Origin of the sequence: Pseudoalteromonas sp. NGC95 (genome assembly GCF_015864705.1) — a bacterium.
Taxonomy (GTDB): Bacteria; Pseudomonadota; Gammaproteobacteria; order Enterobacterales; family Alteromonadaceae; genus Pseudoalteromonas; species Pseudoalteromonas arctica.
Window position 1 is genome coordinate 20895 of record NZ_JADYWR010000022.1, and the last position, 26601, is coordinate 47495.

The 26601-nt window shown below is 40.1% G+C and carries 28 protein-coding genes; 13 read left to right on the top strand and 15 right to left on the bottom strand.

Going from position 1 to position 26601, the window contains the following annotated elements; translation table 11 throughout:
• Positions 1-2: 2 nt before the first annotated feature.
• A complete protein-coding gene (locus I6E70_RS16790) occupies positions 3-413 on the top strand; it encodes a CBS domain-containing protein (protein ID WP_007580571.1) in 411 nt (136 codons plus the stop codon).
• A gap of 58 nt (positions 414-471) precedes the next feature.
• Here I6E70_RS16790 and add read toward each other — a convergent pair whose 3' ends face one another.
• The 8 genes from add to cyaY all read right to left on the bottom strand — a co-directional run bounded on the left by add (position 472) and on the right by cyaY (position 10237).
• Positions 472-1473: an adenosine deaminase gene (gene add / locus I6E70_RS16795; protein ID WP_197152252.1), complete on the bottom strand. Its 1002-nt coding sequence runs from the start codon at positions 1471-1473 to the stop codon at positions 472-474.
• A gap of 126 nt (positions 1474-1599) precedes the next feature.
• Positions 1600-4287, bottom strand: coding sequence for a CHASE domain-containing protein (locus I6E70_RS16800; protein ID WP_165736043.1), 2688 nt, complete (start codon positions 4285-4287; stop codon positions 1600-1602).
• Positions 4288-4338: 51 nt separating this feature from the next.
• On the bottom strand, positions 4339-5448 hold the full coding sequence (locus I6E70_RS16805; RefSeq protein WP_197189236.1) for a heme biosynthesis HemY N-terminal domain-containing protein: 1110 nt from the start codon (positions 5446-5448) through the stop codon (positions 4339-4341).
• Complete coding sequence (locus I6E70_RS16810) at positions 5445-7286, bottom strand: uroporphyrinogen-III C-methyltransferase (RefSeq protein ID WP_197189237.1); 1842 nt, start codon at positions 7284-7286, stop codon at positions 5445-5447. The genes I6E70_RS16805 and I6E70_RS16810 overlap by 4 nt, the downstream gene beginning before the upstream one ends.
• On the bottom strand, positions 7287-8225 hold the full coding sequence (gene hemC, locus I6E70_RS16815) for a hydroxymethylbilane synthase (RefSeq protein ID WP_010554568.1): 939 nt from the start codon (positions 8223-8225) through the stop codon (positions 7287-7289).
• A 35-nt stretch (positions 8226-8260) separates the two neighbouring features.
• On the bottom strand, positions 8261-9238 hold the full coding sequence (locus I6E70_RS16820) for a DUF2914 domain-containing protein (protein WP_197189238.1): 978 nt from the start codon (positions 9236-9238) through the stop codon (positions 8261-8263).
• Positions 9239-9260: 22 nt separating this feature from the next.
• Positions 9261-9917: an alpha/beta hydrolase gene (locus I6E70_RS16825; RefSeq protein ID WP_007580555.1), complete on the bottom strand. Its 657-nt coding sequence runs from the start codon at positions 9915-9917 to the stop codon at positions 9261-9263.
• Complete coding sequence (cyaY, locus tag I6E70_RS16830; protein WP_002960979.1) at positions 9914-10237, bottom strand: iron donor protein CyaY; 324 nt, start codon at positions 10235-10237, stop codon at positions 9914-9916. The genes I6E70_RS16825 and cyaY overlap by 4 nt, the downstream gene beginning before the upstream one ends.
• A 168-nt stretch (positions 10238-10405) precedes the next feature.
• Between cyaY and lptM the strand changes: the two genes are divergently transcribed.
• From lptM to I6E70_RS16870, 8 genes are all read left to right on the top strand, one after another.
• Entirely contained in the window at positions 10406-10600 is a 195-nt protein-coding gene (lptM, locus tag I6E70_RS16835) for an LPS translocon maturation chaperone LptM (RefSeq protein ID WP_197189239.1), read from the top strand.
• Positions 10601-11854, top strand: a complete 1254-nt coding sequence (lysA, locus tag I6E70_RS16840) for a diaminopimelate decarboxylase (protein ID WP_007580550.1) — start codon at positions 10601-10603, stop codon at positions 11852-11854.
• Between the two features lie 64 nt (positions 11855-11918).
• A complete protein-coding gene (gene dapF / locus I6E70_RS16845) occupies positions 11919-12749 on the top strand; it encodes a diaminopimelate epimerase (protein WP_007580548.1) in 831 nt (276 codons plus the stop codon).
• Entirely contained in the window at positions 12746-13357 is a 612-nt protein-coding gene (locus tag I6E70_RS16850; RefSeq protein ID WP_197189240.1) for a DUF484 family protein, read from the top strand. The genes dapF and I6E70_RS16850 overlap by 4 nt, the downstream gene beginning before the upstream one ends.
• Positions 13354-14298 (top strand): tyrosine recombinase XerC, encoded by a 945-nt coding sequence (locus I6E70_RS16855; protein ID WP_197189241.1) that lies wholly within the window; start codon positions 13354-13356, stop codon positions 14296-14298. The genes I6E70_RS16850 and I6E70_RS16855 overlap by 4 nt, the downstream gene beginning before the upstream one ends.
• 10 nt (positions 14299-14308) lie before the next feature.
• Positions 14309-15016 carry an HAD-IA family hydrolase gene (locus I6E70_RS16860; RefSeq protein ID WP_197189242.1) on the top strand — a complete coding sequence of 236 codons (708 nt, stop codon included), beginning with the start codon at positions 14309-14311 and terminating at the stop codon, positions 15014-15016.
• Positions 15017-15044: 28 nt separating this feature from the next.
• Positions 15045-16148 carry a retroviral-like aspartic protease family protein gene (locus I6E70_RS16865; RefSeq protein ID WP_197189243.1) on the top strand — a complete coding sequence of 368 codons (1104 nt, stop codon included), beginning with the start codon at positions 15045-15047 and terminating at the stop codon, positions 16146-16148.
• Between the two features lie 21 nt (positions 16149-16169).
• Entirely contained in the window at positions 16170-16526 is a 357-nt protein-coding gene (locus tag I6E70_RS16870; protein WP_007580539.1) for a HopJ type III effector protein, read from the top strand.
• Between the two features lie 10 nt (positions 16527-16536).
• On the opposite strand, the gene I6E70_RS16875 is transcribed toward I6E70_RS16870, so the two are convergent.
• Together I6E70_RS16875 and I6E70_RS16880 are read right to left on the bottom strand one after the other, a co-directional pair.
• Positions 16537-16944: a GNAT family N-acetyltransferase gene (locus I6E70_RS16875; protein ID WP_121953451.1), complete on the bottom strand. Its 408-nt coding sequence runs from the start codon at positions 16942-16944 to the stop codon at positions 16537-16539.
• A gap of 40 nt (positions 16945-16984) precedes the next feature.
• Complete coding sequence (locus tag I6E70_RS16880) at positions 16985-17290, bottom strand: DUF6482 family protein (protein WP_024589642.1); 306 nt, start codon at positions 17288-17290, stop codon at positions 16985-16987.
• A 109-nt stretch (positions 17291-17399) separates the two neighbouring features.
• Between I6E70_RS16880 and I6E70_RS16885 the strand changes: the two genes are divergently transcribed.
• The 3 genes from I6E70_RS16885 (at position 17400) to I6E70_RS16895 (ending at position 19789) form a co-directional block, all read left to right on the top strand.
• Entirely contained in the window at positions 17400-18092 is a 693-nt protein-coding gene (locus I6E70_RS16885; RefSeq protein ID WP_197103193.1) for a pseudouridine synthase, read from the top strand.
• Between the two features lie 101 nt (positions 18093-18193).
• Entirely contained in the window at positions 18194-18568 is a 375-nt protein-coding gene (locus tag I6E70_RS16890) for a BlaI/MecI/CopY family transcriptional regulator (RefSeq protein ID WP_007580531.1), read from the top strand.
• Positions 18569-18577: 9 nt separating this feature from the next.
• Positions 18578-19789, top strand: a complete 1212-nt coding sequence (locus I6E70_RS16895) for a M56 family metallopeptidase (RefSeq protein ID WP_197189244.1) — start codon at positions 18578-18580, stop codon at positions 19787-19789.
• Positions 19790-19862: 73 nt separating this feature from the next.
• Here the strand turns inward: I6E70_RS16895 and I6E70_RS16900 are convergent, their stop codons facing one another.
• Positions 19863-20246, bottom strand: coding sequence for an MAPEG family protein (locus I6E70_RS16900; RefSeq protein WP_197189245.1), 384 nt, complete (start codon positions 20244-20246; stop codon positions 19863-19865).
• A 239-nt stretch (positions 20247-20485) separates the two neighbouring features.
• Here I6E70_RS16900 and I6E70_RS16905 point away from each other — a divergent pair, with 239 nt between their 5' ends.
• Positions 20486-21364 carry a DMT family transporter gene (locus tag I6E70_RS16905; RefSeq protein ID WP_197189246.1) on the top strand — a complete coding sequence of 293 codons (879 nt, stop codon included), beginning with the start codon at positions 20486-20488 and terminating at the stop codon, positions 21362-21364.
• A 67-nt stretch (positions 21365-21431) separates the two neighbouring features.
• Here I6E70_RS16905 and I6E70_RS16910 read toward each other — a convergent pair whose 3' ends face one another.
• The 4 genes from I6E70_RS16910 to I6E70_RS16925 form a co-directional block, all read right to left on the bottom strand.
• Positions 21432-21749 (bottom strand): DMT family transporter, encoded by a 318-nt coding sequence (locus tag I6E70_RS16910; RefSeq protein ID WP_007580521.1) that lies wholly within the window; start codon positions 21747-21749, stop codon positions 21432-21434.
• Positions 21749-23281 carry a bifunctional GNAT family N-acetyltransferase/carbon-nitrogen hydrolase family protein gene (locus tag I6E70_RS16915; protein ID WP_010554553.1) on the bottom strand — a complete coding sequence of 511 codons (1533 nt, stop codon included), beginning with the start codon at positions 23279-23281 and terminating at the stop codon, positions 21749-21751. The genes I6E70_RS16910 and I6E70_RS16915 overlap by 1 nt, the downstream gene beginning before the upstream one ends.
• Positions 23282-23380: 99 nt before the next feature.
• Positions 23381-24229, bottom strand: coding sequence for an MBL fold metallo-hydrolase (locus I6E70_RS16920; protein WP_197189247.1), 849 nt, complete (start codon positions 24227-24229; stop codon positions 23381-23383).
• A 79-nt stretch (positions 24230-24308) separates the two neighbouring features.
• Positions 24309-26594 carry a penicillin acylase family protein gene (locus tag I6E70_RS16925; protein WP_197189248.1) on the bottom strand — a complete coding sequence of 762 codons (2286 nt, stop codon included), beginning with the start codon at positions 26592-26594 and terminating at the stop codon, positions 24309-24311.
• Between the last annotated feature and the right edge of the window lie 7 nt (positions 26595-26601).

Below are 26601 nucleotides of genomic sequence, written 5' to 3' on the forward strand. Positions count from 1 at the left end.
AAATGCTAAATACAAAAGTAAAAGATTTTATGCAACGCAAGTTGCCAAATATCACACCAGATACAGAAATGACGACAGCCATAGCAGAACTACAAAAATTTAAACTACTTGGCGCACCAGTATTTGATAAAGATAAATGCCTAGTCGGATTTATCTCTGAGCAAGAACTATTAAAACCACTTACGCAAAGCAGTTATTTTTGTGATGGGATGGTTAAAGTATCGCAACTTATGCAAACAAAGGTAGTGACCGTTAGCGGCGATACCAATATTATTGAGCTTGCAGAGCAAATGCAGCCCGGTAAACCAAAAAACTACCCTGTTGTAGAGGGTGTTAAAGTAATCGGCATGATCAGCCGAGCAGATGTACTTAAAGCACTTTACGATAATTACATGAGCTGCCAAACACACTAAATTACAGATAACAAAATGCCGCTTATAAAGCGGCATTTTTAATGTGTATTAAATAGAGTTAACGTGCGCTAACGATTGCTGAAAGCTCTTTTTTATCGCCATCGCTTAAAAATGCTATTTCTAATGCATTTTTTTGGGCTTTTTCCATATCAGCTTGAGATAAGCCCGCTTTAGGTGCTGCAACGGTATATTCGTACTCAATTTCAATGCCTTCAACCGCAGGGTCATCAGTATTAATACACGCTAAAATACCGTGATCTAAAAACTGTTTAAGTGGGTGCTTAGCTAAATCGTTTACTGTACTGGTTTGAATATTACTTGTTAAGCACGACTCAATACCAATACGGTTATCGCGTAAGTAACCCATTAGTTTTGGATCTTCAATAGCTTTAACGCCATGCCCTATTCGGCTTGCACCTAGCTCATTAATTGCTTGCCAAATACTTGGAGCACCGAGTGCCTCTCCAGCATGAATAGTCGAAGCTAAATAAGCATTTCGTACTTTTTTAAAGTGCTCTACAAACAACTCACCAGGAAAGCCAATTTCGTCACCGGCTAAATCAACAGCGACTAAATCATTTTTAAATGCGAGTAAAGCATCAAGCTCTTTTTGACATGTTTTTACGCCATAAGTACGCGATAAAATACCAATCAAGTTAGCTTTTATATTTGCACCCTTTGTTGCTGATTTAATACCATCAACAACCGCCTCTACAACCCCTTCTGGGTGTAAACCTTGGCTTTGTGCCATGTAGTAAGGGCTAAATCGAAGCTCTACATAATCAAGGCCTTGTGCTTGTGCATCTTCAATGTTTTCAATCGCTATGCGTCTACACGCATCGTAGTCGCCAAGTACAGTGACACCCCAATCTAACTTTTGTAAAAAAGCCATAAGGTTTGGCTCAGGGTCAATAACTTGAACATGAGGAATTAATGCCTCAACGTTATCTGCAGGTAACTCTATATTAAACTGACGACCAAGTTCTAATATGGTTTGCGCACGTACATTACCATCTAAATGACGGTGAATATCTAGCAAAGGTAATTTTCTATTGATCATAATAGCAACCCAGTTTAGTTAAATTTGCGCGCATGATACGCAGATATAGTTATTTTTCAAGTCTATATGGTTTGCGTTAAGTTTAAGCGGTCATATGTCTGCTTTTTGTGCAAAAAATAACGTTACTTATTTATTTGATAAATAATGCCAAAGAGTTTTAAAAAGCGTATTTGCATCAATAGGTTTGGTAATATAACTATTCATTCCAGAGGCTAATGCCTTTTTAACGTCATCGTCATGGGCGTTCGCCGATAGCCCTATTATGGGTAAATCAATTAACCCTAAATCACAACGAATTACTTTTGTTGCTTGGAGTCCATCCATTTTTGGCATCTGAATATCCATAAGAACAATGTCGTAGCTATTTTCGGTTAGCTTTTCTATGGCTTCAAAACCATCATTAGCAATGTCGGCAATACACCCTTTTGTTTTTAAAATGGCACTGGCAACATGCTGGTTAAGTGGGTTATCTTCGACTAAAAGTAACTTATAGTTTGCGAATGATAAGGTACTTACATCTATTTCGTCGTATTGCTGTTGAATTTGCTCTGCCTTTGGTAAAGGCGATATAAGCGGCAAACTAAATGTAAATGTAGAACCTTTACCTTCATAACTGACTAAATCAATTGCACCACCCATTAACTCAACCAGCTTTCTGCAAATACTTAACCCTAAGCCTGTACCACCATATTGACGTGAGGTTGAGCTATCGGCTTGCGCAAACGGTTTAAACAATTGTTTTTGTGCTTCGCTACTAATACCAATACCCGTATCGTTAATACTAAAGTAAGTCATTTTTTTCGACTGCCAAATTTTCAGAGTGATCTCACCTTCCCCTGTAAATTTAACCGCATTATTGAGCAGATTCAGCAGCACTTGTTTTAAGCGGATTGGATCGGTATTAATGACCAAATTTGATGTTTTATCAAAATCGAGACTTAACTTTATTGATTTAATGTCAGCTTCAAACTGAAGTAAATTAAGCATTTCATCCGCTAAACTCGCTACATTAATAGGCTCTTGCATTAAGTCTAGCTTGCCTGCTTCCATTTTTGAAAAGTCGAGCACATCGTTTAATACCCGCAGTAAAACACCCAGTGCTCCATCTGCTTGTTCAATGTAACTTCTTGCTTGTTGCCAATCATTCTGTTGCAGCGCTAAATAATGCAGCCCTTTTATACCGTTAATAGGGGTGCGTACTTCGTGACTCATGTTTGCTAAAAACTGTCCTTTAATATGACTCGCTTCATCTGCTTTTTGTTTTTCTTTGCGTAATGTATGCGTTTGCTTAGCCACTTGTTCCCGAATTTGTATGTTTGTACCTGTAACTGAAATCAAAAATGTAATCAGTAACCACACAAACAACATACCTACTATTTGTGCAAGCCAATACATTAACCAAGACGTTCTAACTATTGGTTCATATAACTCGACCTGCCACATGCGTTTGCCAATCAACAATTGATATTCTTTAAACAGCGTTTGCGAGTTATCGGTATCGGCAATATAAATTGCCTGCTTTTTCCCTGGTATCGTTGTATCAAAAAAACTGACTGAAATTGAGTTGTTGTGATCAAATAATAGTGTTTGCGATAAGCGTTTCAGACTGACAATCGCAGCCACAAAACCTTGAAAATCATCTTCGGTAGACGACTCTCCAAAAACAGGATATAAAAAGAGTACACCGTCTTCAGCTGTATTTTGGACTAAATTAATTGGCTCACTTAGTGCAAGTTCATTAAGCTCTTTCGCTTTGCTAAGCGCTGCACCTCTTACTTTACTAGAAGCTAAATCAAACCCTAAAACACCTTCATTATCTTTTAAGGGATATACATATTTTACAGGAAAGTAATTACTACGAGTACCTGCAGGTTGCCAACCTCCATCAAGTGACTTTTCTTTTATATATAAAGGTTTGCCTGTGGCTGTATTTTCATGTGTTTCAAAATCTGCGAGTTTATTTGCTGGTACATAAGGTATCCATTCAAATGCTAAAATTTCTTGGCTATAGTCCAACTGCTTTGAAGTAAATTGTTTAAACTCTTTAAAGTTCACGTCATTACTACTAGCAAAAAATGTAGCTAACAATCCTAAGTGAGCAGTAATACCATCGAGCTTCTGGCTTATAGCATTTTGCACAGTAAGTATTTTGGCTTCTTGCTTTTGAATGTCTTTTTCTTTTTTAACACTGGCAGCGCCATAAAAACTAACGCTGATTAGTATATAAATTAATAGTGAAGGTAAAATTACCAACATACGGTGGCGTACTTGCGTGTAATTAAAGGCTGCGAGCATGAGTGGAGTAAATATAAGTACACCGATACTGTCGCCAATCCACCATGCTATAAAGCTATCAAAAATAGCATGCGTAGGGATCACATTATTCAATGCTAATAAACTAGTTCCCACACCTGCAGCAATAACACAGCATATTGGTCCTGCTACTATTAAGCTCTGCACACTGTGTTTTAAAGAAGATAAATCTAGTGGAGCCTTTATAACATTTACTATAATTTGACGACCAATCCAAGCCTGTAAAACAGAGGCTAAAGTGACGCAAATAGCTTGTAAAAGCACATTAAAATGAAGAATATCTACGGTGTTATCAAGATGAATTAAGTTAGTACAGAAAGCACCAAGAATAAGGCCAATAAATGACTTACGTCCCCAAATTAAAAAGCTCGCTAAAGCAATTCCTGAGGGCGGCCAAGAGGCGACCGCATAGCCATCTACAGAAAGAAGTGAGTTGCTAAAATACCCAGTAAAAAAGTAAGCACAAGCCAAGCTAAGGGTTAATATTAAAAACTTTCTCAATGCTTGTGCTCCTGAACTACAAAAAATGCTAAGTAGTTATAGTGTAGTCATTTATTGATATAAAACGAGCGCCTTTTCTGCTTGTGCACTATTTTTATAACTTAAAACAGCTTGTTCAGAGAACTGTTTTTTATTGTCACTATTCAGTCCTTTATCAAAAATTCTAGCTGCTAAGTCATAATCACCTTTAGCATTAGCAAGGCAAGCCAGCGCAAGTAATAGTGAATTATTGGAATCATCCTTTTTAAGGCGTTCTTGTATGTTTATTTGCAACTTAGGCGCATCGGCTGCTGTTGCTTTACTTAATATATTGGCAAGCTCTAAGTGTTGCTCATTGTGCTTAACCATTTTAATTAAGTCACTTTCGATAACAGCCAATTGACCTGCTTGCGCCATTTGCATTAAATATGCGGTGTGGGCATGAGCTTGCAGTTTTTTAGGTAGCTGTTTATATTTTTCACTCAGTTTGTCTGCATCTAACGCATTAAAGTAGGCACTAAATAACTGCGTCCACTGTGCATCAGTAAGTGCTTTTTTGCGCAGTAAACGCGGCAAAAAATCTTCCAGCGCACTAAAGTGTTGTTGCTGTACTAATACTTCTGCATAAAGTTTTAACTCAAGTGCGGTGGCTTTTTTAGCTTCTGCGCTAATACGCATTTGTGATTCAATCGCGCTACTGTCGCCACTTGCCAACCATAGCTTTGCTACTTTTAATTGATGCTCTGGGCTTATTTCAAATAAACGCTCAAGTGCTTTATCTGTTTGATTATTAGCAAGCGCTGCTTTTGCAAGTAATGCTAAGCGAATATCTTCAAACTTATCTGGTACGCTATTACCCGATAGAGCCTGCTCTACATGCTCATAATCATCATTAATAGCACTCCACAGAGCCTGCTCAATAGCTACTTGTTTGCGCTCTTGGCTACGTGCAAAAAAGCCATGTTTAGTATTATGATAAATCGATAATAAGTAGCGAATTAGCTTATATGTTAAATATAAAACAACAGCGGTAATGACTGCCATTATACAAAACGATACTATCGTGCCTTCTATCGTCGTATTGTTAAATGAAATAAGTACATAACCTTTTTCATCTAGCACAAATGGAGTAACCGCTAGTACAACAACAATAGCTACAATTAAAATAATTAGCCCTATCATTGCGCCCACTCCTTAACCTTTTGTGTACTATTTAAGGTTATTTTTGGATTAAAATTAAGCTGCTCTTTTTCGAGTTTAGACAACGCTTTAAGTACCGTTTTGGTTGCATCATCGTCTTGCTTAAAGTACTCACCAACTAAACGTTTTGCTTCACTTAAGGCGCTAAAGAAAATACTCGCCTGCTTACTCATAAGTGCATCTTGTGCCTGAGTTATATTAAGCTTGATTCGTTGATTAATTAAATGGCGCTCTTGATCTGTAAGTAATGGCTCAATGGAAACACCTTCGTGCTGGCGAATAGTAATAAAGCTATCCACAATTTTATTCCAGCTATTACTCAGGTTTTGCTGCCAATCACTCACGTCATCACTTAAAGCATTTTCATCTATTGCAGCCGTTTCTTCTGGCAAGTTAACCGCATTAAAAACTAAATTATCAACGCTATTAAGTGCACTGTTTAGCTGTAAATAAATAGCCTCTGTTGCTATAGGTTTAAGGCTATCAAGTGTTTGTATGTCTTGCATAATAGCTTGGCGAACTTCAACTGTTCCTGGGTGTTCGCTAAGTAATGCATCTAAGCGCTTTAAAACAGCACTAGTGCCTTGGTAATCTTTTTCAGCCCATAGTTTAAATTCAGCCATACGCTGTAAGCTGGTTACTTCTTGTGGGTTTAAAGACGAGCCTTGTTGCTGCGCTTTTTGCAGAGCTGCTTTTAGCTCTTGCTGATTTTTAACTGCACTTTCACTTAGGGTTGCGGCTACTTTTTTCTCACTATTAAACAGCGCTTGCTGCAAATTAGATTGCGCCGATTTAAGTGCTTGCAGCTCTTGAACGAGTAACTTATTTTGCTCGCTTAACTCATTAACGGCTAGGTTTTGCGCCTTACCAGCATTTAATTTTTGATAAAACTCGTATCCAACACCAGAGGCCACAATTAACGAAATAAGAAGCGCAAGTGCTGCAACCTTACTTACCTTTTGTTTGTTTTTTTCTGTCGTATTTTTTGTAGCTGCTGGCTCTTGCTTAGCTGATTTAGCTGAGGCCGGGTTAGCTATTGTTGATGTGGCTTTTTCTGCCGTAACTGGCTTTGACTGTTCGCTCATGTTGCTACCTTGCTGATTTATGCAGGTAAACATAGCATTATCGCTAGCCCCTGCTGCAATGTGTATATTAGCCGAACTTACTTGTTGCAACTTTAAATAAGCGGCTATCCGCTCGCTTGCAACATAAAATCGGCACTGTTGTAACCATTGTAGTTGGTGTGCAGTAAGGCTTTTAAATATAGCATCAACTGCTGCATTACTTGTTATGACTATACCGTGTACATTCTGGCTTTTCCAGTGGTCTGTCCAGTTAGGGATGATACTCTCTGTGGGTTCACGTTTGTACACAACACAATTATTTAAAAAAGCACCACGCTCTTTTAGCGTTTTAGCTAACTCAGGGCGGCCACCTTGCCCCTTAACTAACACTATATTACTGCCATCAACCTCGGCGAGTGATTTGAGCGCAAGTAACCCTTCTGAATCATACTGCTTTGGTACTGCTGCGCGCACACCAAATTGCTCATATATAATGTCGGCTGTTTGTTGTCCAACCGCATAAAACTGCGCCTTGGTATTTATATCGGGTTTTAATTGCGAAAGTGCACTGACTGCATCTTGCGATATAAATATTATTTTATCTGCATTTAACAGCGGACTAAGTTCAGTGCTGGAGGGTGTTAAATGCGTTATTTTTAATACCGGAAACAAAGACGCCTGATAACCCGCTTGCTCTAATTGCTGTGCAAGGGCTGCGCCTTTTCCTTCGGGCCGAGTTATCAGAATATGTGTCATTTATGCGTCTCTATAAACTTCAGCTAATATTTTGTCTGCGCCTTGAGCTAGTAATTTTTTAGCAAGCTCAATACCTAGTTCTTCTGCGTCATTTACATGACCTGTTACTTCGTCACGTAAAATTTCGCTGCCATCAACAGCACCCACTAAACCACGCAAATGTACCTGCTCGCCATCAACTAATGCATAAGCACCAATAGGAACTTGGCAACCACCTTCTAAATAGCGGTTCATCGAACGCTCTGCATTTACGCGAATACGTGTTTGGGTATGCTCAAGTGGTGCAAGTAATGCTTTTGTTACTTCATCATCAATACGACATTCAATACCTACAGCGCCTTGACCATTTGCCGGTAATGACACTTCTGGCTCAATGTAGTCAGCAATACGCTTACTCATTTTTAAACGAATAAGCCCCGCTGCCGCTAAAATAATAGCATCGTATTGGCCATCATCTAATTTACCTAAACGCGTATTTACATTACCGCGCAAATCACGAATATCTAAATCAGGGCGAAGTGCTTTAATTTGGCACTGGCGGCGTAAGCTCGAAGTACCCACAATGGCGCCCTGTGGTAGCTCGTTTAAATTTGCAAAATTGTTTGATACAAACGCATCACGTGGATCTTCGCGCTCACAAATAGTATACAGCTCTAATCCTTCTGGGAACTCTACTGGCACGTCCTTCATAGAATGCACGGCAATATCAGCTCGGCCATCTAACATGGCTTGCTCTAGCTCTTTAACAAATAAGCCTTTACCGCCAATTTTAGCCAATGGCGTATCTAAAATTATATCCCCTTGCGTCGACATTGGGACTAATTCTACGCGCACATCTGCATGAAAACGCTCAAGCTCTGCTTTTACAAATTCGGCCTGCCAAAGTGCTAAGGCGCTTTTGCGCGTTGCGATGCGTACTAATTTTGTTTTTTCTGTCATAGGGGTATCCAATTAATTACTGCGTTTAGCTAGTTTTAGTCAGCTAAAATTCTAAATTCTTTTTGGGCAATTAAATTGCCTTGCTCATCAACTACATCAACACGCCAATGGCCTGTCTGTGTGTCCATGATATTTTTTGTTGAGTACGTTCTGTAGCGAGGCGAAGTGACATTAAGTGTAATTTCAGCCATAGTCTCACCCTCAAACGACCAAACATGCTTAACTTGCTGGCCTTGAAGGTTTTTAATCTCACTAAAAAACGATACGCCTTCATCAAACTGACTTAATCGAATATCAGCAGCAAATACATTAGTGGGCTCACGCTTACTTACTTTACGAGTAAGTACCGCACGGCTAATTTTACCCGTGTCTATTTGTGCGCCCAATGCCACACTTGCCACTTGTGCTGTAGGCGAAAAACCTTCAGTGCCACTCAATGCGCCATCATCACTTTCTAACTCTAAAAGTAAGTCGCTTTGACTGGCTGGCTCAGCTACGTTTTGAGCTTCTGCGGTTTCTTCTTGCACATCATTATCAAGGTTTGAGTTTAACTCTGTATTAATACTTTCGCTTTGTTCAGTAACACTATCGTTGTTAGCCAATAAAACAGGGGGATTATTTACAAGCTCAGCCTCATCAGATGTATTACTTGAAATGCTTAGTTGAGCCTCATTTTGCTCAGCTGGCAACGGTTCAATCCGAGCTTGCATTACCTCTGCAGGCTCATTATGGGTATTGTTTACTGATGATTCAGGCTCAACATCCGTTACTTCAACGTTTGTCTGGTTTTGAGCGTTATTGCTAAAGCTTAAAAATTGCTCCTGCTCATTTGGATGCTCACCTTGCTCTGCACTGGCTGACGTTGTTAAGCCATACACAACTGCTGCAGAGGTCATTAATACCAACATAGCAATACTCACAATACGACGCCAATTCCACTCGTAGCTTACCGTTGGTACACTCTCTTGTAGTTCGCGTTTAACATTTGCTTTAATAACTATTTTTTGACTCATATTGACCTCAGCGGTTCCAAAATTAGCTTAAACGAGCAATTAACCATTGGCGAATAGCTTGCAATTCTTCTGCGCAAACTTGGTGAGCCATTGGGTATTCTTGCCAGCTTACATCCATGTTATGTGCTGTTAATACTTCAAACGCACTTCTTCCCGCACTATGCGGTACAACGTTATCTTGGCTACCATGAGCCATAAATACGTTTAAATCAGTATGCTTTGCTTCATCAGCAAATTTTTGCGGCACACACATATAAGTAGAAAGCGCCATAACACCCCCAAGCTTTTGCTCAAAGCGCGGCGCTAAATGCAGAGACACAACACCACCTTGAGAAAAGCCAGCTAAAATAATTTTATTAGCAGGTATACCATTAGCAATTTCTTTATTAATTAACTCTTCTACCTTTGCAGCCGAATCCCTTACGCCTTGTTCATCGGCACGCTTATCTAATTCTATAGATTTAATATCGTACCAAGAGCGCATTTCCATGCCACCATTTATGGTGACCGGTTGTACTGGCGCATGCGGAAAAACAAACCGTATACCAAGCTCACTTGGTAAATTAAGCTGCGGAGCTACTGGCGCAAAACCATCCCCAGAGTCACCTAAACCATGTAACCAAATAACCGTTGCTTTGTGCTCACTTTGGGCTGCATATTCTACAAATTCTAAACTCATAGTGATGATTGCCACTTAACTTCTTGGCCTGCTTGGCGAGTTGAGGCTTCATTTATAAACGCCCAAAATTCAGCGCCAGAACGGTTATCAATCCATAGCCCATCACGCATTTCAAAATGATGTCCGTTAAACTTAGTCGCAACCCATACTTGATGAAGAGGTGCTTGCTTGTTAATCACTATTTTACTTTTATCAGGAAAAATAATTTCTAAAATACCTTGTGCCGATTCGTAATCTAAATCAGCTTCGCAATCATCAACCTGCTCTTCAATAGTGAACATAAGAGCTTCGGCTAATTGGTGATATTCGTGTTCAGTCATTGTTATTTCCTTTGCAGGCGAGCCGCCTAATATTGGGTACGTTTTAGCTTTGAATTAGCTTTAAAAATGTGCAGCTAGTGTAACAGGAATAAAATCATCCGCGAATAGCTGCATTTTTTAGATATTCTGTTACTCTGCGATTATAAAGCCAGCAACCGTATTAATCTAATGAAAGCGACACATACCTTACAATTAAAAAAACTATTAATAAGCACTGTACTGTTAAGCGCCTTAGCTGGCTGTGGACAAAGCGGTCCGTTATATTTACCAGAGCAACAAACAGAGCAAAACCAACCTCAAAATACAGTTAAACCAGCCACTACCGCTGAGCAAGTCAAAACATCGCAAAGTCAGGAGCAATAAATGGATTATTTTAACTACAAAAACAACCAATTATTTGCCGAAGACGTCAGTGTGGCAAGCATAGCGCAGCAATACGGTACGCCGTGTTATGTGTACTCGCGCGCTACATTTGAACGCCATTACTTAGCGTTTGCTAACGCCACTAAAAATCATAAAAGCTTGGTATGTTACGCCGTAAAAGCAAACTCAAATATAGCCGTGCTTAATATATTAGCGCGCCTAGGTTCGGGTTTCGATATTGTATCCAAAGGCGAACTTGCGCGTGTAATTAAAGCGGGAGGCGATGCTTCTAAAGTGGTTTTTTCGGGCGTGGCGAAAACGTCTGACGAAATAGCTTACGCATTAAAACTGGGCATTAAATGTTTTAACGTTGAATCAGCCTCTGAGCTTGAGCGTATTTCTGAAGTGGCTTGCGAGCTTAACCTAGAAGCGCCTATTTCTATTCGCGTAAACCCCGACATAGATGCAAAAACACATCCGTATATTTCTACTGGTTTAAAAGAAAATAAATTTGGTATTGATATACAAACTGCTGTAAGTGTTTATCAACAAGCAGCGGCTTTACCTGGTTTAAAAATTATTGGTGTTGATTGCCATATTGGCTCTCAATTAACTGAAGTAAGACCATTTTTAGAAGCCCTTGATAAACTCATGGCGCTTATTGATGAGCTAAAAACTAATGGTATTGAGCTAACTCACTTAGATATTGGTGGCGGTTTAGGCGTGCCATATAACAATGAGCAACCACCACACCCAAGTGAATATGCAGCGCAAGTTACCGAACGCTTAGCTAACTACAAACATCTTGAACTTATTTTTGAACCAGGGCGCGCTATTGCAGCTAACGCAGGTATTTTAGTTACTCAAGTTGAATTTATTAAACAAAACCAAGACAAATTTTTTGCCATCGTAGATGCAGGTATGAACGACATGCTTCGCCCTGCGCTTTATCAAGCGTGGCAAAAAATCATTCCGGTATCAGTTCGCGACGACGAAACACCGACTCACAACTTTGATATTGTGGGCCCTGTGTGCGAAACCGGCGACTTTTTAGGAAAAGATCGTGAACTAGCGCTTAAACAAGGCGACTTACTCGCACAACGAAGTGCTGGTGCATATGGCTTTACCATGAGTTCAAACTACAACTCGCGCCCGCGTGTTGCAGAAATAATGGTAGATGGTCAGCAGCACCATCTTATTCGTGAACGCGAAACTATTGAAAGCCTTTATCAAGGTGAGAAAGTTTTACCATAAACGTTTTTGTCTACTAGCTGCTCTGTGGCATGATTAGCACAGAGCAAAACCGAATTAGAGCGCTATGTTAGTTAATTTTTCCAAAATGCACGGCTTAGGCAACGACTTTGTTGTGATTGATAACATTACACAAAATGTTTTTTTGTCGCGAGATCAAATCAAAAAACTGGCAGATCGCCATTTTGGCATTGGCTTTGACCAATTGCTAATGGTTGAAGCGCCATATTCTCCTGATCTCGACTTTCATTATCGAATATTTAATGCCGATGGTACCGAAGTAGAACAATGCGGTAACGGCGCACGCTGTTTTGCCCGCTTTGTACGTATGAAGGGCCTTACTAACAAGCATAAAATTACTGTGTCGACCAAGTCGGGCAACTTAACGCTCTACATAGAAAAAGACGGTCAAGTAACGGTTAACATGGGTCATCCAAATTTTGAGCCAAGTAAAATCCCTTTAAAAGCGAGCAAGCGTGAGCTTACTTATATTATTAGAACCGAAGAACACACTGTATTTAGTGGCGCGGTATCTATGGGTAACCCGCATTGCGTGCTAGAAGTTGACGACGTAACCACCGCGCAAGTTGATATATTGGGTCCATTACTTGAAAACCACGAACGTTTTCCGCAAAAAGCGAACATTGGCTTTATGCAAGTTGTATCGCATGAACACATTAAATTAAGAGTGTGGGAGCGCGGCGTTAACGAAACCCTAGCCTGTGGCACAGGTGCGTGTGCAGCAATGGTGATTGGTCATATGCAAAATAAGTTATCAACAACCGTTCAAGTAGATTTACCAGGCGGTAGCTTACAAGTACGTTGGAGTGGCGAAGGTCACCCAGTACGCATGACTGGCCCCGCAGAGCATGTGTTCGACGGGCAAGTAGCGCTATGAGCGAGCTAAGTAAAGAACAGGTTATTGATTACTTACAGCAACATCCTGATTTTTTGGTTCAGCACCCTGAGCTACTTGCACAACTTGAGTTGCAACTGCAAGCTCAAGGTGCAACGTCGCTGGTACATATTCAGCAACGCCAATTACGCGAACACAACACGCTTTTAAAAAACCAGATAGACGCTATGAGCAAGCATGCAACGCAAAACGAGCTTGTATATCGTTTGTTTAGCCAGTGCCATCGCCAGCTTTGGAATCATGACGATTTTGACACTCTTGCAAATAATCTACGCAATATAATTTGCTCAAGTGAAGATGTTAACGACTGCAAATTAGTGAAATATGATCCCGATTACGACGAACTTATTTCACATCGCCTTACTCATTCTGGGCATTATTTAGGGCGTATTAATCAGCAAGAGCGCGAATTATTATTTAGTGAAGATACACAATCTGTCGCGATTTATTTAATTGGCGACACTAAACACCCTATCGCTATTTTGGCGTTTGGTAGCAGTAACGTAAACCATTTTGAGCCCGCTCAAGATAACCTCTTTGTACTCGACTTTATAAACGCATTACACCTGCGGTTGCAAAAACTAGCATGAGTGACGATGCGCCTAATACTACCCAGTTAAGCGACAATTGGCGTACACCCATAACGCTATTTAGCGATTATTTAAAGTTTGAAAAACAATATTCAGCGCACACCGTAAACCAATATGTAAGCCAGCTTGGCTTTGCAGCCCTTTATTTTAGCAAACTATGTGATGACTGGTTTGGCGTACAAGGCGAACATATTCGCCGCTACAGCATGGCACTGCGATCAAAACAATTAAGTGGGCGTACTATTAGTTTAAAGCTCAGCTGTATTCGTAGTTTGTATAAGTTTTTAAAAGCAAAAAACATTGCCGAGCAATCGCATTATCATAATCCGGCTATAGGTATAAAAGGCCCTAAATTTGCAAAGCCCCTACCTAAAAATCTCGATGTAGATCAAATGGCACGCTTACTCGAAATACCCGACGACGAGCCTCTCGCAATTAGAGATAAAGCAATGATGGAGCTTATGTATTCATCAGGGCTGCGTATAAGCGAATTAGTTGGCGCTAACATGCAAGATATTAGCGCTGCTAATGGCGAAATTTTAGTGCGTGGTAAAGGCAATAAAGAGCGATTAATTCCGGTGGGTAAAAAAGCGTTAGACGCATTAAAAAAATGGCTCACAATACGCCCTCAATTTACAAAGCCCGATGAAATAGCAGTATTTTTAAGTAGCCAAAAAAATCGTATTTCGATTCGCCAAGTGCGCCTACGCATGCAAGAGTGGGGAATAAAACAAGGCATTAGCTCGCAGGTTCACCCGCATAAGCTGCGCCACTCGTTTGCGTCACATATTTTAGAATCATCTGGTGATTTACGCGCCGTGCAAGAATTACTAGGGCACAGCAGTTTGTCGGCTACACAAGTGTATACACATTTAGATTTTCAGCATTTAGCCAAGGTGTACGACAACACTCACCCTCGCGCAAAAAAACGAACTGATTAGGAAAATAAATATGATCCGATTTAATCGTGCTATTAAGCCATTTTCTGTCATGAGCTTTGACTTAGACGACACGCTATACAGCAATCACCCTATTATAAAAGCAGCCGTTAAAGCCCAACAAAATTATTTAAACGCGCTACCGGGCTATCAAGAGCAAGGTCCAAAGTACTGGCAACTATGTCGCGAACTTGCCGTAATACAAAACCCAGATCTCGCAGATGATGTAACTAAATGGCGCAAACACACCCTACGTTTAGCGCTTTCTAAACTTGGGTTTACCGCAGATGATGTAGAGCGCCATGCAAATGCCGCCTATAACGCCTTTGCCGATGCGCGCAGCAACATAGTCGTAAGCGATGACGTACTTAACTTACTAGATAACCTAGCCAAACACTTTACGCTTGTTGCGATTACTAACGGTAACGTTGAAATTGAACGCTTTAACTTACACGATAAATTTGAACTCGTACTGCAAGCAGGTATGCACGGTAAAGCAAAACCTCACAGCACCCTATTTGATAAAGCAGCCACACATTTAAATGTTGCTAAAAGCGATATTTTACATATTGGCGATAGCCTAGATACCGACGTACAAGGCGCAAATAATGCCGGTTGCCAATCGGTATGGTTAAATGATCAAGGCGCCAATTATGCTTATAAAGGGCTGGCTGATATTGAAATAGTCAACATCCATGCTTTAACGCACTTTATTAAATAACCTACTCGTTTAAAAATAAGAGGTCACAATGAGCCACTATACCAAGCTAATCACCTTGCTATTAATTGGCTCGCTTAGCCTTAACGCTTATTTATTATGGCCGCAGCCTGCGTTAACTACACCACAAAAAACGCAAAGTGCCCAGCAAAGCATATCGCCTAAACAACAAGATACGTTACTAAATACGGCAAAGCAGCAATTTAAACAACACCAATTTGAAGCCGCACTTAGTAGCTATCAACAACTCAAAAACAACAATCCAGAAAGTGCAAAAAACCTTTATTCATCGTGGCTGATACAGCTTGAAACATGGCTAAATAGCAATTTATTACTCAGTGAATCATTTCTCAATGCGCTATTAAATAACAGCCCTTATAACGTAGAATTACTTAACTTACAGGTTGAGTATTTAATAAATAGCGAGCAAACACAAAACGCCATTATTGCTTTATTTGAGCTTAATTCATTACAACCTGCTGATCAGCAAAACAACGTAAATACACGTTTAAATACGCTCACTCAAAACGAATTACACACATTAACTGAGCAACAAAATTGGCAAGCTATTATTGAGCAAACACAAATTTGGCTTGATTATAAAAGCGATAACGCGCAGTTTTTATATCCGCTTGCGTACGCCTACTTTCAGCAAGGCGATTTAATTAGTGCACAAGCAACCCTTAATCGAATGCCAAACCAGCACAATCTAAAAAGCCAAGTGCAAACACAGCAAGCTATGATCAATAAAGCACAATCGCAAGACGACTTTGTTGCTTTAACGCCTTACGGCGCGCATTACTTAATAAACACCGAAATAAATAACAATCTATCGACCGAACTAATGATTGATACAGGCGCAAGCGTAACCTCACTACCTACAAGTATAATTGAGCAAATTTCGCCACAACCTTTATATTTAGGCGATGTAACGGTAAACACAGCTAACGGTCAAATTGTTGTAAAACGTTATCAAATTGAATCGTTTAAAGTGGGCTCGCAAATTATTTATGGTTTTGAAGTGTTGAGCATTGAAAACACACGCGGACAAGGTTTGCTAGGGATGAACTTTTTATCGCGATTTAAATTCAATATAAATCAGCAAACAGATGAGCTAGAGTTGAGCGCTAAATAATTAAAAATCCAAAGGTAACACATGACACTAAATAACTATTTAAAAGCACTTGCTGAAAACCCAAAAAGCATTCAATTTACCGATACAATGGCGGTGATTGAAGCAAATTACGACTTTACTGCATGTGGCTTTAATAACCATGGATTACTTAGCGCTGCGAGTGAGAACAACGGCTCATGTAAAATTTTTGCGTTTGCTAAATTAAACGATTTAAGTAAACAAAATACGTTGGATTGTTTTGGTAAGTTTTACCGAGACGACGTGCTGCAAAACCCAAAAGGCGATGATCACCTAAATATTCGCACTTTTATGTTAGCACCAGAGGCAACACCTTTTTTAGGTATTACCTTTGAAGGCGAGCCACTAAAAGAAAAATAGCCAGCAAAAATTAAAGTGGCTTTTCCATAAAGTAACGCGTACCTGAGCGTGGGTAATTATTAAGTTGATACTTAACACTATAACCGCGCTTTTCGTAAAAAGGTTTTGCTTGAAAATCAAGTGTATCAAGCTGAGCAGTTGTTACTCCTAGCTCAATAGCAGCTTGCTCAAGTGCCGTTAGCAATTTATCTGCAAGCCCTTTACCTCGTGCACTATCGCTACACCAAAGCCAACTAATCATCAGCCAATTTCCAAACACACACCCACTAATACCGGCAACAAGCTCGCCTTGCTCATCAGTAAATTTATAGCCTAATGGCACTCTTTGCGCATCAAAATGCTGGGCGTTAAATTCAACCATTTGTGCGCGAAGCGCTGAGTTTAACGCATCGGTATTATCTACTTTTAACTGATACATTTATCGCCCTTAAAAAGCAGATACTAGCAAATTAGCTCAATCAATAAAGATTATTTTTACCGTAAGGTACTTCAAGCATATTGCTACCGGTTTTTTCTGGCTGACCGCACATTTCGTCGTAAGCGCTTGTTTGGCGCAGTACCATTTCGGCATACGCTATTTTGTCAAAACGCTTTTGAACATGCAGTGGGCTTAGCGCTCTTAAAAACTCACCGCTGTCTTCTGTTACATAGTATTCAACGTTATTAATCATTACTGATACTTGATAAAGCGCCATATCTAACGAGTGAACAATGACTTTTTGTAGCGGCTCGTGCTTTTTTAACTGTGAAAATTTAATACCCATCCTGGCTACCTTTTTATATTTAACCTGAGTTCTGGTTATTTAACATTATCGATACGCAGCTTTGCTATAATCACGATCAAATTTTTATTAGCCGCTGGCGTCACACGTTATGAGCACAAAAGTCCGACTCGCTAAATATATTGCCCATGCAGGTATTTGTTCTCGTAAACAGGCATCGCGTTTAATTGATGAAGGTGTTGTGACTGTAAATAATCGCCCAGCGAATCATATAGATCACGTTGATGAGCAAGACATTGTAATAGTGAATGAAAAAGAAATTAAAGGTGCTGCCGATTTAGTTTATTTTGCGTACCACAAACCAGTAGGTATTGACTGCAAATTAAATATTGATGACCCAGCCAGCCTTATTCACCATTTGCCCACACTCACCCGCGTTTACCCTATTGGTCGATTAGATAAAGACTCTCGCGGTTTGCTTATTTTGACCAACGATGGGGATTTTTGTAATCAACTAATACATCCTGACTTCCACCAGCCTAAACATTATTTAGTCACCGTAAATAAGCCTTTAGACGATGCTTTTTGTAAAAAAATGGCAGCAGGCGTACCAGTTGATAAACACATAACCTTGCCTTGTGAAGTAAATAAAATAGCCAGCAATCAGTTTAGTATTGTTTTAAAACAAGGGCTAAACAGACAAATACGTAAAATGGCGCATTACTGCGGATATAAAGTAATTGATTTATTTAGAGTGCAATTTAGTGACCTCACCCTTTCAAAACTAAACCTACCTGAAAACCAATATATACAAATTAATAAAAACGATATTTCAAAAATCTAATACCAAGTCACTTAATTACATCTCAAAAAGTTAAAAATAAACTTGCAATTAAAGATTACAGGTGTAGTCTTTAATTAAAGATTACATTTGTAGGCAATAGCATGATTGAGTTATCAAAAGCAGAGTTTGACGTGCTCGACGCACTTTGGATTAACTACCCCGCCACCGCGAGCCAAATAATTGAGCGCTTAAGCGACGATAAGCAATGGCACGAAAAAACCATTAAAACCCTACTAGGTCGACTAGTAAAAAAAGGCGCACTTACATTTGAAAAAGAAGGTCGTCAGTATATTTATATGCCGTGTATGGAGCGCGCCGACTACACCTTAAAAGAAAGCCAAAACTTTATTGAGCGCTTTTTTAGTGGGCGTATTGCGCCACTTGTAAGTGGTTTTGCTAAATCGGAGCAGCTTTCTCAGCAAGATATAAACGAGCTTAAAAAAGTTATAGATGACTGGGAAAAAAACCAAAAGTAAGGGATTAACATGGTTATTCAAACTGGTTTTAATTGGTTGATTGAGCAGCAATTACTATTAAGCATTTTGTTTTGTGGATTTATTTTACTCGAGCGATTTGGTTTAAAAGCCCTTGGCTCGCGGTTTGTATATAAATTAGCATGGCTATTACCTGCGGCATTGGTTATTGCTAATTTACCAAATGCGATTAAACCACTGCAAAATAGCAATATTAGCCATTACTTAATCACCCCTAACCAGCCTTTTACACATGAAATGGGTATTAGCTGGGCGCTCATGTATGTACTTATTACCGCAGGGTTATTAATAGCTAGCTTTATTACACATACCCGTTTTGTTAAAAGCCTGCAGTTAACTGAGTTAACACAATTTGAAGGCACTCTTACCGCTGATGTTAAAACTTATACCAGCCAACATGTAGCCACGCCAATGGTGGTGGGTATTTTAAACAGCAAGCTGGTGTTACCGAGTAACTACAATACCCAGTTTGATAAAGCCACATTAGCGCTTATTTTAGAGCACGAAAACGTACACATAAAACGCAAAGACAACCTAACAAACGCACTTGTATTACTACCTACTATTTTACTTTGGTTTAACCCACTAGCTTGGTTTTGTTACGCAAGCATGCGCCGACTACAAGAGCTGACTTGTGATGAACGGGTACTTAGCAATAAAACCACACAACAACATATTTTATATAGCAAAGCCTTGATAAACTGCGCGGCAAATGCGCCCACAGGACTTATGGCTTATTCACACTACGGAGATAAAAAAACCATGTTACAACGACTAATTAATATAAAACACAGCGGGGAGCGTTCAAAGCTTGCTAAAGGTGGCTTATTACTTGTAGCCGCAAGTATGCTAAGCGGATTAGCAATTGCAAAGCAACCAGAAGTAAATAAAACGCAAGAGGAACATATTTCACCAACAATACGCATTGAGCCGGCTTATCCAATACAAGCAGCTCAACAAGGGATCAGCGGCTCTGTTGTATTAAAATACGATATTGCAGCAAACGGTAAAACAAAAAACATTAGTGTTATTCAATCAAAACCTAAAGATGTTTTTGATAAATCAGCGAAAGAGGCACTAGCAAAATGGAAATATAAAGCATCAGATTCAGGTTTTGAAGATGTACTTGTGCAACTAGATTTTGCGATTAATAGTGAAGTGGCACCTACCGATTTAATTGAGCGAATTAAAGTATCGCATTAACGCCACGAGTTGTTCAAGACTACAAAGCAAGCGCCCTTTTAGGCTGCTTGCTTTGTAGTTTTACGCTATAAAGTTATAAGCTCACCACAATCATGGCAATGGCTGTACCCAAACCAATAAACCACACTAATGAGCGAATTATATCTAGGTTCATATAGTAAAATACGCAATACAAAATACGCGACACAATATGCGTAACCGCTAGCATTTCGGTCACTGCACTTACAGAGTTAGTGCCCAGTACAACTGCAATCGCGACAGCAAAAACAGCGAGCGATTCAAAACAGTTTTGATGAGCAGCGAGCGCCCTTGCGCCAAAGCCGGTTAATTTTGTTTGTTGTGCCCTCGGATGTTTGTTGTCGTATCGACCTAATTTTGCCATTGCTATAGCAACCGGCACTTTTGCAAAGTAAGGCATTAATACCGCAAGTAATGCACATACAACTAATGTTGTCATAATTTATCCTTTTGATGTTTCGGATAATTTAGCATAAGCGCAATAAAAAAGCCGCCATATGCGTTTTATGACAAACTCTGGCGGCTAACAATAACATCAGGCTTACTATAGCTAAATATATCCTCAAACCCATGCGACATAATGTCGCAGATGATGAATATTCAACATCATAGTTAATACATCGCTTTACTTCACAAAGCTTGTTAACTTTACTGCCTTACATTTTAACGATGACGACCATGACCTGGATATTTTTCACTTTTTTAGCCGCCTTCATGCAAGCATGGCGTAATGCCCTGCAAAGTAAATTAAGTAACGATGTGAGTGTTGCTGGCGTAACCCTCTCCCGCTTTATTATTGCAGGCCCTATTGCTGCCGTGTATTTATATGGTTTGTATCAATACCAAGATACCGCCATGCCTACGTTTAATAATGCCTTTTGGGGCTTTATTGTAGGCGCAAGTGTTATGCAAATACTTGCCACTGGTTTAATGGTTAAGTTATTTAAAATGAATAATTACGCCGTAGGTGCTGGGCTTGCCAAAAGCGAGGCGTTAGTAGCTGCTATTTTAGGTGTATTATTTTTTGGCTCGGCACTTTCTTTACTCGGTTGGCTTGGTGTGTTTTTTGGCGCTATTGCCGTATTGCTACTTAGCGGCATAACAAGCGTTAAACACTTTAATGCTAAAACGGCATTACTAGGACTTGCTTGTGGTACTTGTTTTGCACTTACATCACTGTGGGTACGTGAAGCGAGCTTAAACTCAGGATTATTATTTCCACACTCAGCCGCTTGGGTTTTGCTGTTTGTAATTAGCTTACAAACACTAATACTACTGAGCTATTTATTACTAAAAGAGCCAAAAACGCTCAGTAAACTGTGGCAATACAAAGGCACTACAGCCGCTATTAGTGTTTTTAGTTGTGTCGGCTCTATTGGCTGGTTTAGTGCAATGAGCTTACAGCACGTTGCTTACGTTAAAACACTTGGACAGGTTGAAGTATTTTTTACCATGCTAATTGCCGTACTTTGGTTAAAGCAGCCACTTAAAAAACAAGATACTGCAGGCTTAATACTCATAGCCATTGCCGCTGTTTTAGTCATGTTGCCAAGTTAAAAGCATAAAAAAGCGCAGGCTTTTATACCTGCGCTATTCATAATTAAGCGTTTATTCAAATTACCAATTAAGAGCTTATTTTAAGTGTTATCACACCGCTAATAATCATTAATACTCCCGCAATACGACCAAACGTAGCTGCATCGTTATAAAACAATATACCGACTAAAAACGTACCTGCAGCGCCAATACCTGTCCACACGGCGTATGAGGTGCCCATTGATATTTGCCTTTGAGCAAGCCACAACATAAAGCCACTAGCGACTAAAAATGCCACCGCTATTGCTATGCCTTGCCAGCGAGTATCTGAGTTTTGTGAGATTTTTAAACCTATCGGCCAGCCAATTTCAAGTAAACCGGCAATAACCAAATAAATCCACGCCATTAAACATCTCTCTTTTTCAATATAACTTCATATAAATCTTCGCGGCGATCTTTTAAGTTACGCACTGTACCTTCGCTATGAAGGATTTTAAGCTTATCCATATCAAGGTCACTAAATAACAGCATTTCTGTATTAGGTGTGGCTTCGTTAAGTGTTGCATCGTGCGGGAACGAAAAGTCCGATGGCGTTAACACAGCCGATTGTGAGTACTGCACATCAAGGCTTTCTACTTGTGGTAAGTTACCTACCGAGCCTGCAATAACCACATAACATTCGTTTTCTATTGCACGCGCTTGTGCACAATGGCGCACACGTAAGTAGCTGTTTTTAGTGTCGGTCCAAAATGGGACAAACAAAATATCTAACCCTTGTTTTGCTAATATGCGTGAAAGCTCAGGAAACTCTACGTCATAACAAATTTGAATACCTACACGCCCAGCATCGGTTTCAAATACAGCAATTTTGTCGCCGCCTTGAATAACCCAATCGTTTTGTTCATGCGGGGTAATATGTATTTTACGTTGCTCGTCTATTTTACCGCTGCGGTGGCATAAATAACTTACGTTATAAATTTTATCGTCTTCGGCAAGCGGCATAGAGCCGGTAATAATATTGGCGTTGTATTCTATTGCCATACGCGACATCGCGTTTTTAAACGTTTCGGTATATTCCGCTAAATAACGAATCGCTTCAGTTTGGTTGCTTTGATTTCCTAAGCCCATTAATGGCGCGTTAAAAAATTCAGGGAATAGGATAAAGTCACTTTTGTAGTCAGATACGGTATCTACAAAGTATTCAACCTGTTTTAGCATTTCTTCAACTGATTCAACACAGCGCATTTGCCATTGCACAGCACCCACACGCACAATTGATTTAGTTGACTCAAGTACCGTGTCGGTTGGCTCATACATAATGTTATTCCACTCAAGTAAAGTGGCGTAACCAACTGACTCTTGATCCTCCGGTAGGTACTTTTTAAGTAAACGCTTTACCTGAAAATCGTTAGATAACTGAAAGCTTAAAATAGGATCGTATAGCTCTCTCTGATCTACTTTTGCAATGTATTCCATTGGCGTCATTTCACTACTGTGATTGTAATAACGTGGAATACGACCACCCGCTAAAATAGCGCGTAGGTTATATTGGCGGCACAGTTCTTTACGGGCATCATAAAGGCGACGACCTAAGCGCATGCCTCTGTGAGTTTCGCTAATGGCAACATCTAAGCCATATAGCGCATCGCCATCGGTATCGCTAAATACACGGTCGTGACCATCTGCAATATCTTCGTATGTATGCGGGTTTGAAAAACGTGTGTAATCAACTTGTACGCTCAGCGCTAAGCCCACCAGCACGCCGTCATCTACAATACCGATTTGCCCTTCAGGAAATTGGTCTATTAATCTAAAAATGGTATGACTTGGCCACGCACCACCTAAGTCGGGATACGCTTGATCCATCAAGGTTTTAATTTGCGGATATTGCTCTCTGGTTAAGTTACAAATTTCAAGATGGGTTTTTTCTGCCGACATACACAACTCCTTTAGGCATAAGAAAATAAAAGCCGAATGTACGCTCGATTAAATCAAGAATACACTCAGCTTTGTATCATGTTTTTTACTTTAGATGTACTACTTTAAACTGCGATAAAAGAGTGTGGTTACTTTCTCTTTTGGTAACCAGCCTGCGTATTCAAGACCAAGTTCTGCCAATGGATCGGCTTTAAGTACTTGCTCTAAGCTTGCATTATTTTGCATTGCTTTTAGCATTACGTCTTTCGCGTTTTGAACTAGCTTACCATACGCTATCAGTCCTGAACGGTCACTTACCTTACCGTGTCCTGGTATTACTTTAGTGTTGTCGTCAATTTGTTTAACTACATCGTCTACTGCCGCTAAAATACCATCAACGCTGCCGCCGCTATCTACATCAACAAACGGTAAGCTGCCAAAATTAAAGTAAATATCGCCCATGTGCACTATGTTGTCGTTACTAAAAAAAACAACCGAGTCACCATCGGTATGTGCATGTTCGTAATGCACTACATGGGCGTGTTCATTATTAAAATGCAGTTTTAAATCGTGACCAAAACTAATGCGCGGTAAAAAGTCTGACCCTTCGCCATGCTGCTCTTCTAAACGTTTATGTACATTGTCGTGTGCTATAACGTGCGCACCCGCTTTAGCAAAGTTTTCGTTGCCACCGGTATGATCGCCATGATGATGCGTATTAATAACAAACTCTGCACTGCCTGGTTTTAAGTCGCTAATTGTTTTTTTAATGTCGTCTGATAACTTGGCAAACTGATCATCAATAATATAAATGCCATCATCACCTACACTTGCTGCAATATTACCGCCTTGCCCAAATAGTACGTATACATGCTCACTTAGCTTTTGTGCTGTTACTGGGCCATTATCTGCTTGCGCTGTAGTGCTTAGTAATAAACCTGTTATTAATGCGGGTAGTATTTTTTTCATTTTTGTTCTCTGTTGTATGAATTAATAAATATAGAACGTTTTTATCACTATTTAAGCTCACTCACTGATCACTTAAACGTTATTTAATAGGACTTATGACTATTTGATGTATAAGTGTTTGCGGCAATAAAGGTGTATGTTTACCCTCTACGTAATCACTAAACCCCGCTCTATAAAATTCAGAAAGAGGGTGCCCCGATTGCCCACCGGGAATAGCTAAAATTGCATGTTCTAAATGCCCAGGTTGGGCAATAAAGCGCTGCGATGCGCCAAAACTACGTCCTTGTACGGCGGGCATGTAGCTATCACCAAAACCCGCTGCTGTGGGCATATTTAATAACTTAGCAAGTAACGGCATTTGCTTTGCAAACGGATGCTCTATCACTAACTCATTGACCTTGCCCCACTGCCAGCTTTGTACATTATTACCAAATTGCTCAGTAAGCTTAGTGATAGTTTGGTTAAATGCACCGTGTAATTGTGCATCCCAGCTTTTAAATTGCGGGTTTATCCACGTATCGGGTTTGTTATTAATAAGCTGCCAAACTGCGGGCTCTAAATCTCGTTTTACGTATTTAAGTGTGCCTTGCTGTTTATTTAATTGGCTTTCAATATTACTAAATAAAATATTAATCACTTCATCGCGGTAGCGCTTAACTAAGGTATACCCTATGGAGGTTGAACACGCACATTGCTGCCAATTTTCGAGCGCTGTTATATATTGCTGATTTTTGGTTTGATCTGTTTTTAATTGCTTTAATAGCAGAGCATGCCAAGGCATTAAAAAGCGAGCTTGATTATCGAGCTGTAGTGCGTAAAAGTCGCTCTCTGCAAATGTTTGTTTTTCAAATAATCTATCGCGAATTTGACTCGAACGTGCACCGAGTGCATAGCCACCATTGCCAAAACGCGCGTTATCTTCAGCCGATACCACGCGAGAATTACCAGTCCATAATCTGCCGCTTTGTGGGTTTTTAATAAAGGGACGTTCTAATTCGGTTTGCTGCCAAAGCGCTGAGTAGTCATCGGCATTTACGCCAAGCTCACTTGGCGTTTTACGCGCCGGTATACCGCCCATATTTTTCCACGCTGCGTTACCAAGGCTGTCTACCACCATTAGGTTTTGCACAGGTATTCCTACATCGCTTGCTACAGCAAGTGCATCATCTACTGTTTTGGCTTGCTCTAACTTTAAGAGTTGCATATTAACGGCGTAAGGCTGATGCGCAGCCCAGCTCAATGCATAAGGTTTTTCGTTAATGTATTTTACAGGGCCATATTCGCTGAGTAGTAATGAATAGTTTTCAACCTCCCCATCGGGTAATACAATAGGTTCATCTACTTGCCATGTTTTACTATCATCGTTTAATGCAATCCAATCGGCTGTATCTAAATAACCGTTAGTAAATCCCCATGCAACATTGTTGTTAGTGCCAACAACGATGGCCGGCGCCCCGGGCAGCGATACACCGGTTACCTGAGCAGGTTTTCCATTTTGTGTATAATTTAGCTGAGCTCTGTACCAAATTACAGGCACTGCCATCGATAAATGCATATCATCCGACACCATACCAGCACCTGTTTTAGTCAGCGCCCCTGTAACAGCCCAGTTATTACTGCCGCGCTCTTGGTTAGCTTCAATGCTTTTAACTGTATGCTGTGTTTGAGTTGGCAAAGTAGGTATACCGGCGTTATAAGGCGCTAATTTGCTGCCATCAAGTGCGGCTTGGTACTTACTTGGTTGCGTTAAAAAATCAACCATTTGCTTTGTGTACGCTTGCTCAATTTGAATGAGTGCTTGGTCGCGCTCAAATGTGGCGCTTTGTAAATCAAGGTACATGCTAAATATCACAAGTAGGCTGTCTTCGCTTTGCCATGGCTTTTGTGTTGTACCGGTTAGTAAATATTCAAAGCTTGAATACCCTACTTGCGCTAAACCTTCGTTTACACCTTGAGCGTAACTTTTAAGTAATTGCTTATCGGTCTCAGGCAGCGTTTGTAAAATAATTTGGCTGCGTTTACGCAATTGATGAAAACGCATCTTTTTATCGAGCCCCAACGCGGCTTCGCCAAATAATTCACTTAGCTCGCCTGCGGCATTACGTCTTAGTAAATCCATTTGAAAAAATCGGTCTTGCCCATGCGCATAACCTAAACCATAGGCGGCATCGTTTCGGCTATTTGCATTTATCACTGCTTGCCCTAGTGCATCGCGCGAAATTTTTACGGGCTCTACTACCGCGTTACTACGTCCGTTTCCATCAAGGGCAGGTAAACTTAAACTAAGCACACCATAAACAACAGCGGTACTTGCCAGCCCTAAAATCACAATTAATAATAACAAGCGTTTGATTACTTTAAACATCAACCTT

Bases quoted from the DNA above. Each gene is read 5' to 3' on its own strand.
- I6E70_RS16880 (WP_024589642.1), bottom strand. From the start codon at position 17,290: ATGGGTATTAAATTTTCACAGTTAAAAAAGCACGAGCCGCTACAAAAA.
- I6E70_RS16850 (WP_197189240.1), top strand. From the start codon at position 12,746: ATGAGCGAGCTAAGTAAAGAACAGGTTATTGATTACTTACAGCAACAT.
- I6E70_RS16915 (WP_010554553.1), bottom strand. From the start codon at position 23,281: ATGTCGGCAGAAAAAACCCATCTTGAAATTTGTAACTTAACCAGAGAG.
- lysA (WP_007580550.1), top strand. From the start codon at position 10,601: ATGGATTATTTTAACTACAAAAACAACCAATTATTTGCCGAAGACGTC.
- I6E70_RS16900 (WP_197189245.1), bottom strand. From the start codon at position 20,246: ATGACAACATTAGTTGTATGTGCATTACTTGCGGTATTAATGCCTTAC.
- I6E70_RS16895 (WP_197189244.1), top strand. From the start codon at position 18,578: ATGGTTATTCAAACTGGTTTTAATTGGTTGATTGAGCAGCAATTACTA.
- I6E70_RS16810 (WP_197189237.1), bottom strand. From the start codon at position 7,286: ATGACACATATTCTGATAACTCGGCCCGAAGGAAAAGGCGCAGCCCTT.
- I6E70_RS16860 (WP_197189242.1), top strand. From the start codon at position 14,309: ATGATCCGATTTAATCGTGCTATTAAGCCATTTTCTGTCATGAGCTTT.
- I6E70_RS16905 (WP_197189246.1), top strand. From the start codon at position 20,486: ATGACCTGGATATTTTTCACTTTTTTAGCCGCCTTCATGCAAGCATGG.
- I6E70_RS16910 (WP_007580521.1), bottom strand. From the start codon at position 21,749: ATGGCGTGGATTTATTTGGTTATTGCCGGTTTACTTGAAATTGGCTGG.
- add (WP_197152252.1), bottom strand. From the start codon at position 1,473: ATGATCAATAGAAAATTACCTTTGCTAGATATTCACCGTCATTTAGAT.
- I6E70_RS16790 (WP_007580571.1), top strand. From the start codon at position 3: ATGCTAAATACAAAAGTAAAAGATTTTATGCAACGCAAGTTGCCAAAT.
- I6E70_RS16920 (WP_197189247.1), bottom strand. From the start codon at position 24,229: ATGAAAAAAATACTACCCGCATTAATAACAGGTTTATTACTAAGCACT.
- cyaY (WP_002960979.1), bottom strand. From the start codon at position 10,237: ATGACTGAACACGAATATCACCAATTAGCCGAAGCTCTTATGTTCACT.
- I6E70_RS16875 (WP_121953451.1), bottom strand. From the start codon at position 16,944: ATGTATCAGTTAAAAGTAGATAATACCGATGCGTTAAACTCAGCGCTT.
- I6E70_RS16890 (WP_007580531.1), top strand. From the start codon at position 18,194: ATGATTGAGTTATCAAAAGCAGAGTTTGACGTGCTCGACGCACTTTGG.
- lptM (WP_197189239.1), top strand. From the start codon at position 10,406: ATGAAAGCGACACATACCTTACAATTAAAAAAACTATTAATAAGCACT.
- I6E70_RS16855 (WP_197189241.1), top strand. From the start codon at position 13,354: ATGAGTGACGATGCGCCTAATACTACCCAGTTAAGCGACAATTGGCGT.
- dapF (WP_007580548.1), top strand. From the start codon at position 11,919: ATGTTAGTTAATTTTTCCAAAATGCACGGCTTAGGCAACGACTTTGTT.
- I6E70_RS16865 (WP_197189243.1), top strand. From the start codon at position 15,045: ATGAGCCACTATACCAAGCTAATCACCTTGCTATTAATTGGCTCGCTT.
- I6E70_RS16925 (WP_197189248.1), bottom strand. From the start codon at position 26,594: ATGTTTAAAGTAATCAAACGCTTGTTATTATTAATTGTGATTTTAGGG.
- I6E70_RS16805 (WP_197189236.1), bottom strand. From the start codon at position 5,448: ATGATAGGGCTAATTATTTTAATTGTAGCTATTGTTGTTGTACTAGCG.
- I6E70_RS16870 (WP_007580539.1), top strand. From the start codon at position 16,170: ATGACACTAAATAACTATTTAAAAGCACTTGCTGAAAACCCAAAAAGC.
- hemC (WP_010554568.1), bottom strand. From the start codon at position 8,225: ATGACAGAAAAAACAAAATTAGTACGCATCGCAACGCGCAAAAGCGCC.
- I6E70_RS16820 (WP_197189238.1), bottom strand. From the start codon at position 9,238: ATGAGTCAAAAAATAGTTATTAAAGCAAATGTTAAACGCGAACTACAA.
- I6E70_RS16885 (WP_197103193.1), top strand. From the start codon at position 17,400: ATGAGCACAAAAGTCCGACTCGCTAAATATATTGCCCATGCAGGTATT.
- I6E70_RS16825 (WP_007580555.1), bottom strand. From the start codon at position 9,917: ATGAGTTTAGAATTTGTAGAATATGCAGCCCAAAGTGAGCACAAAGCA.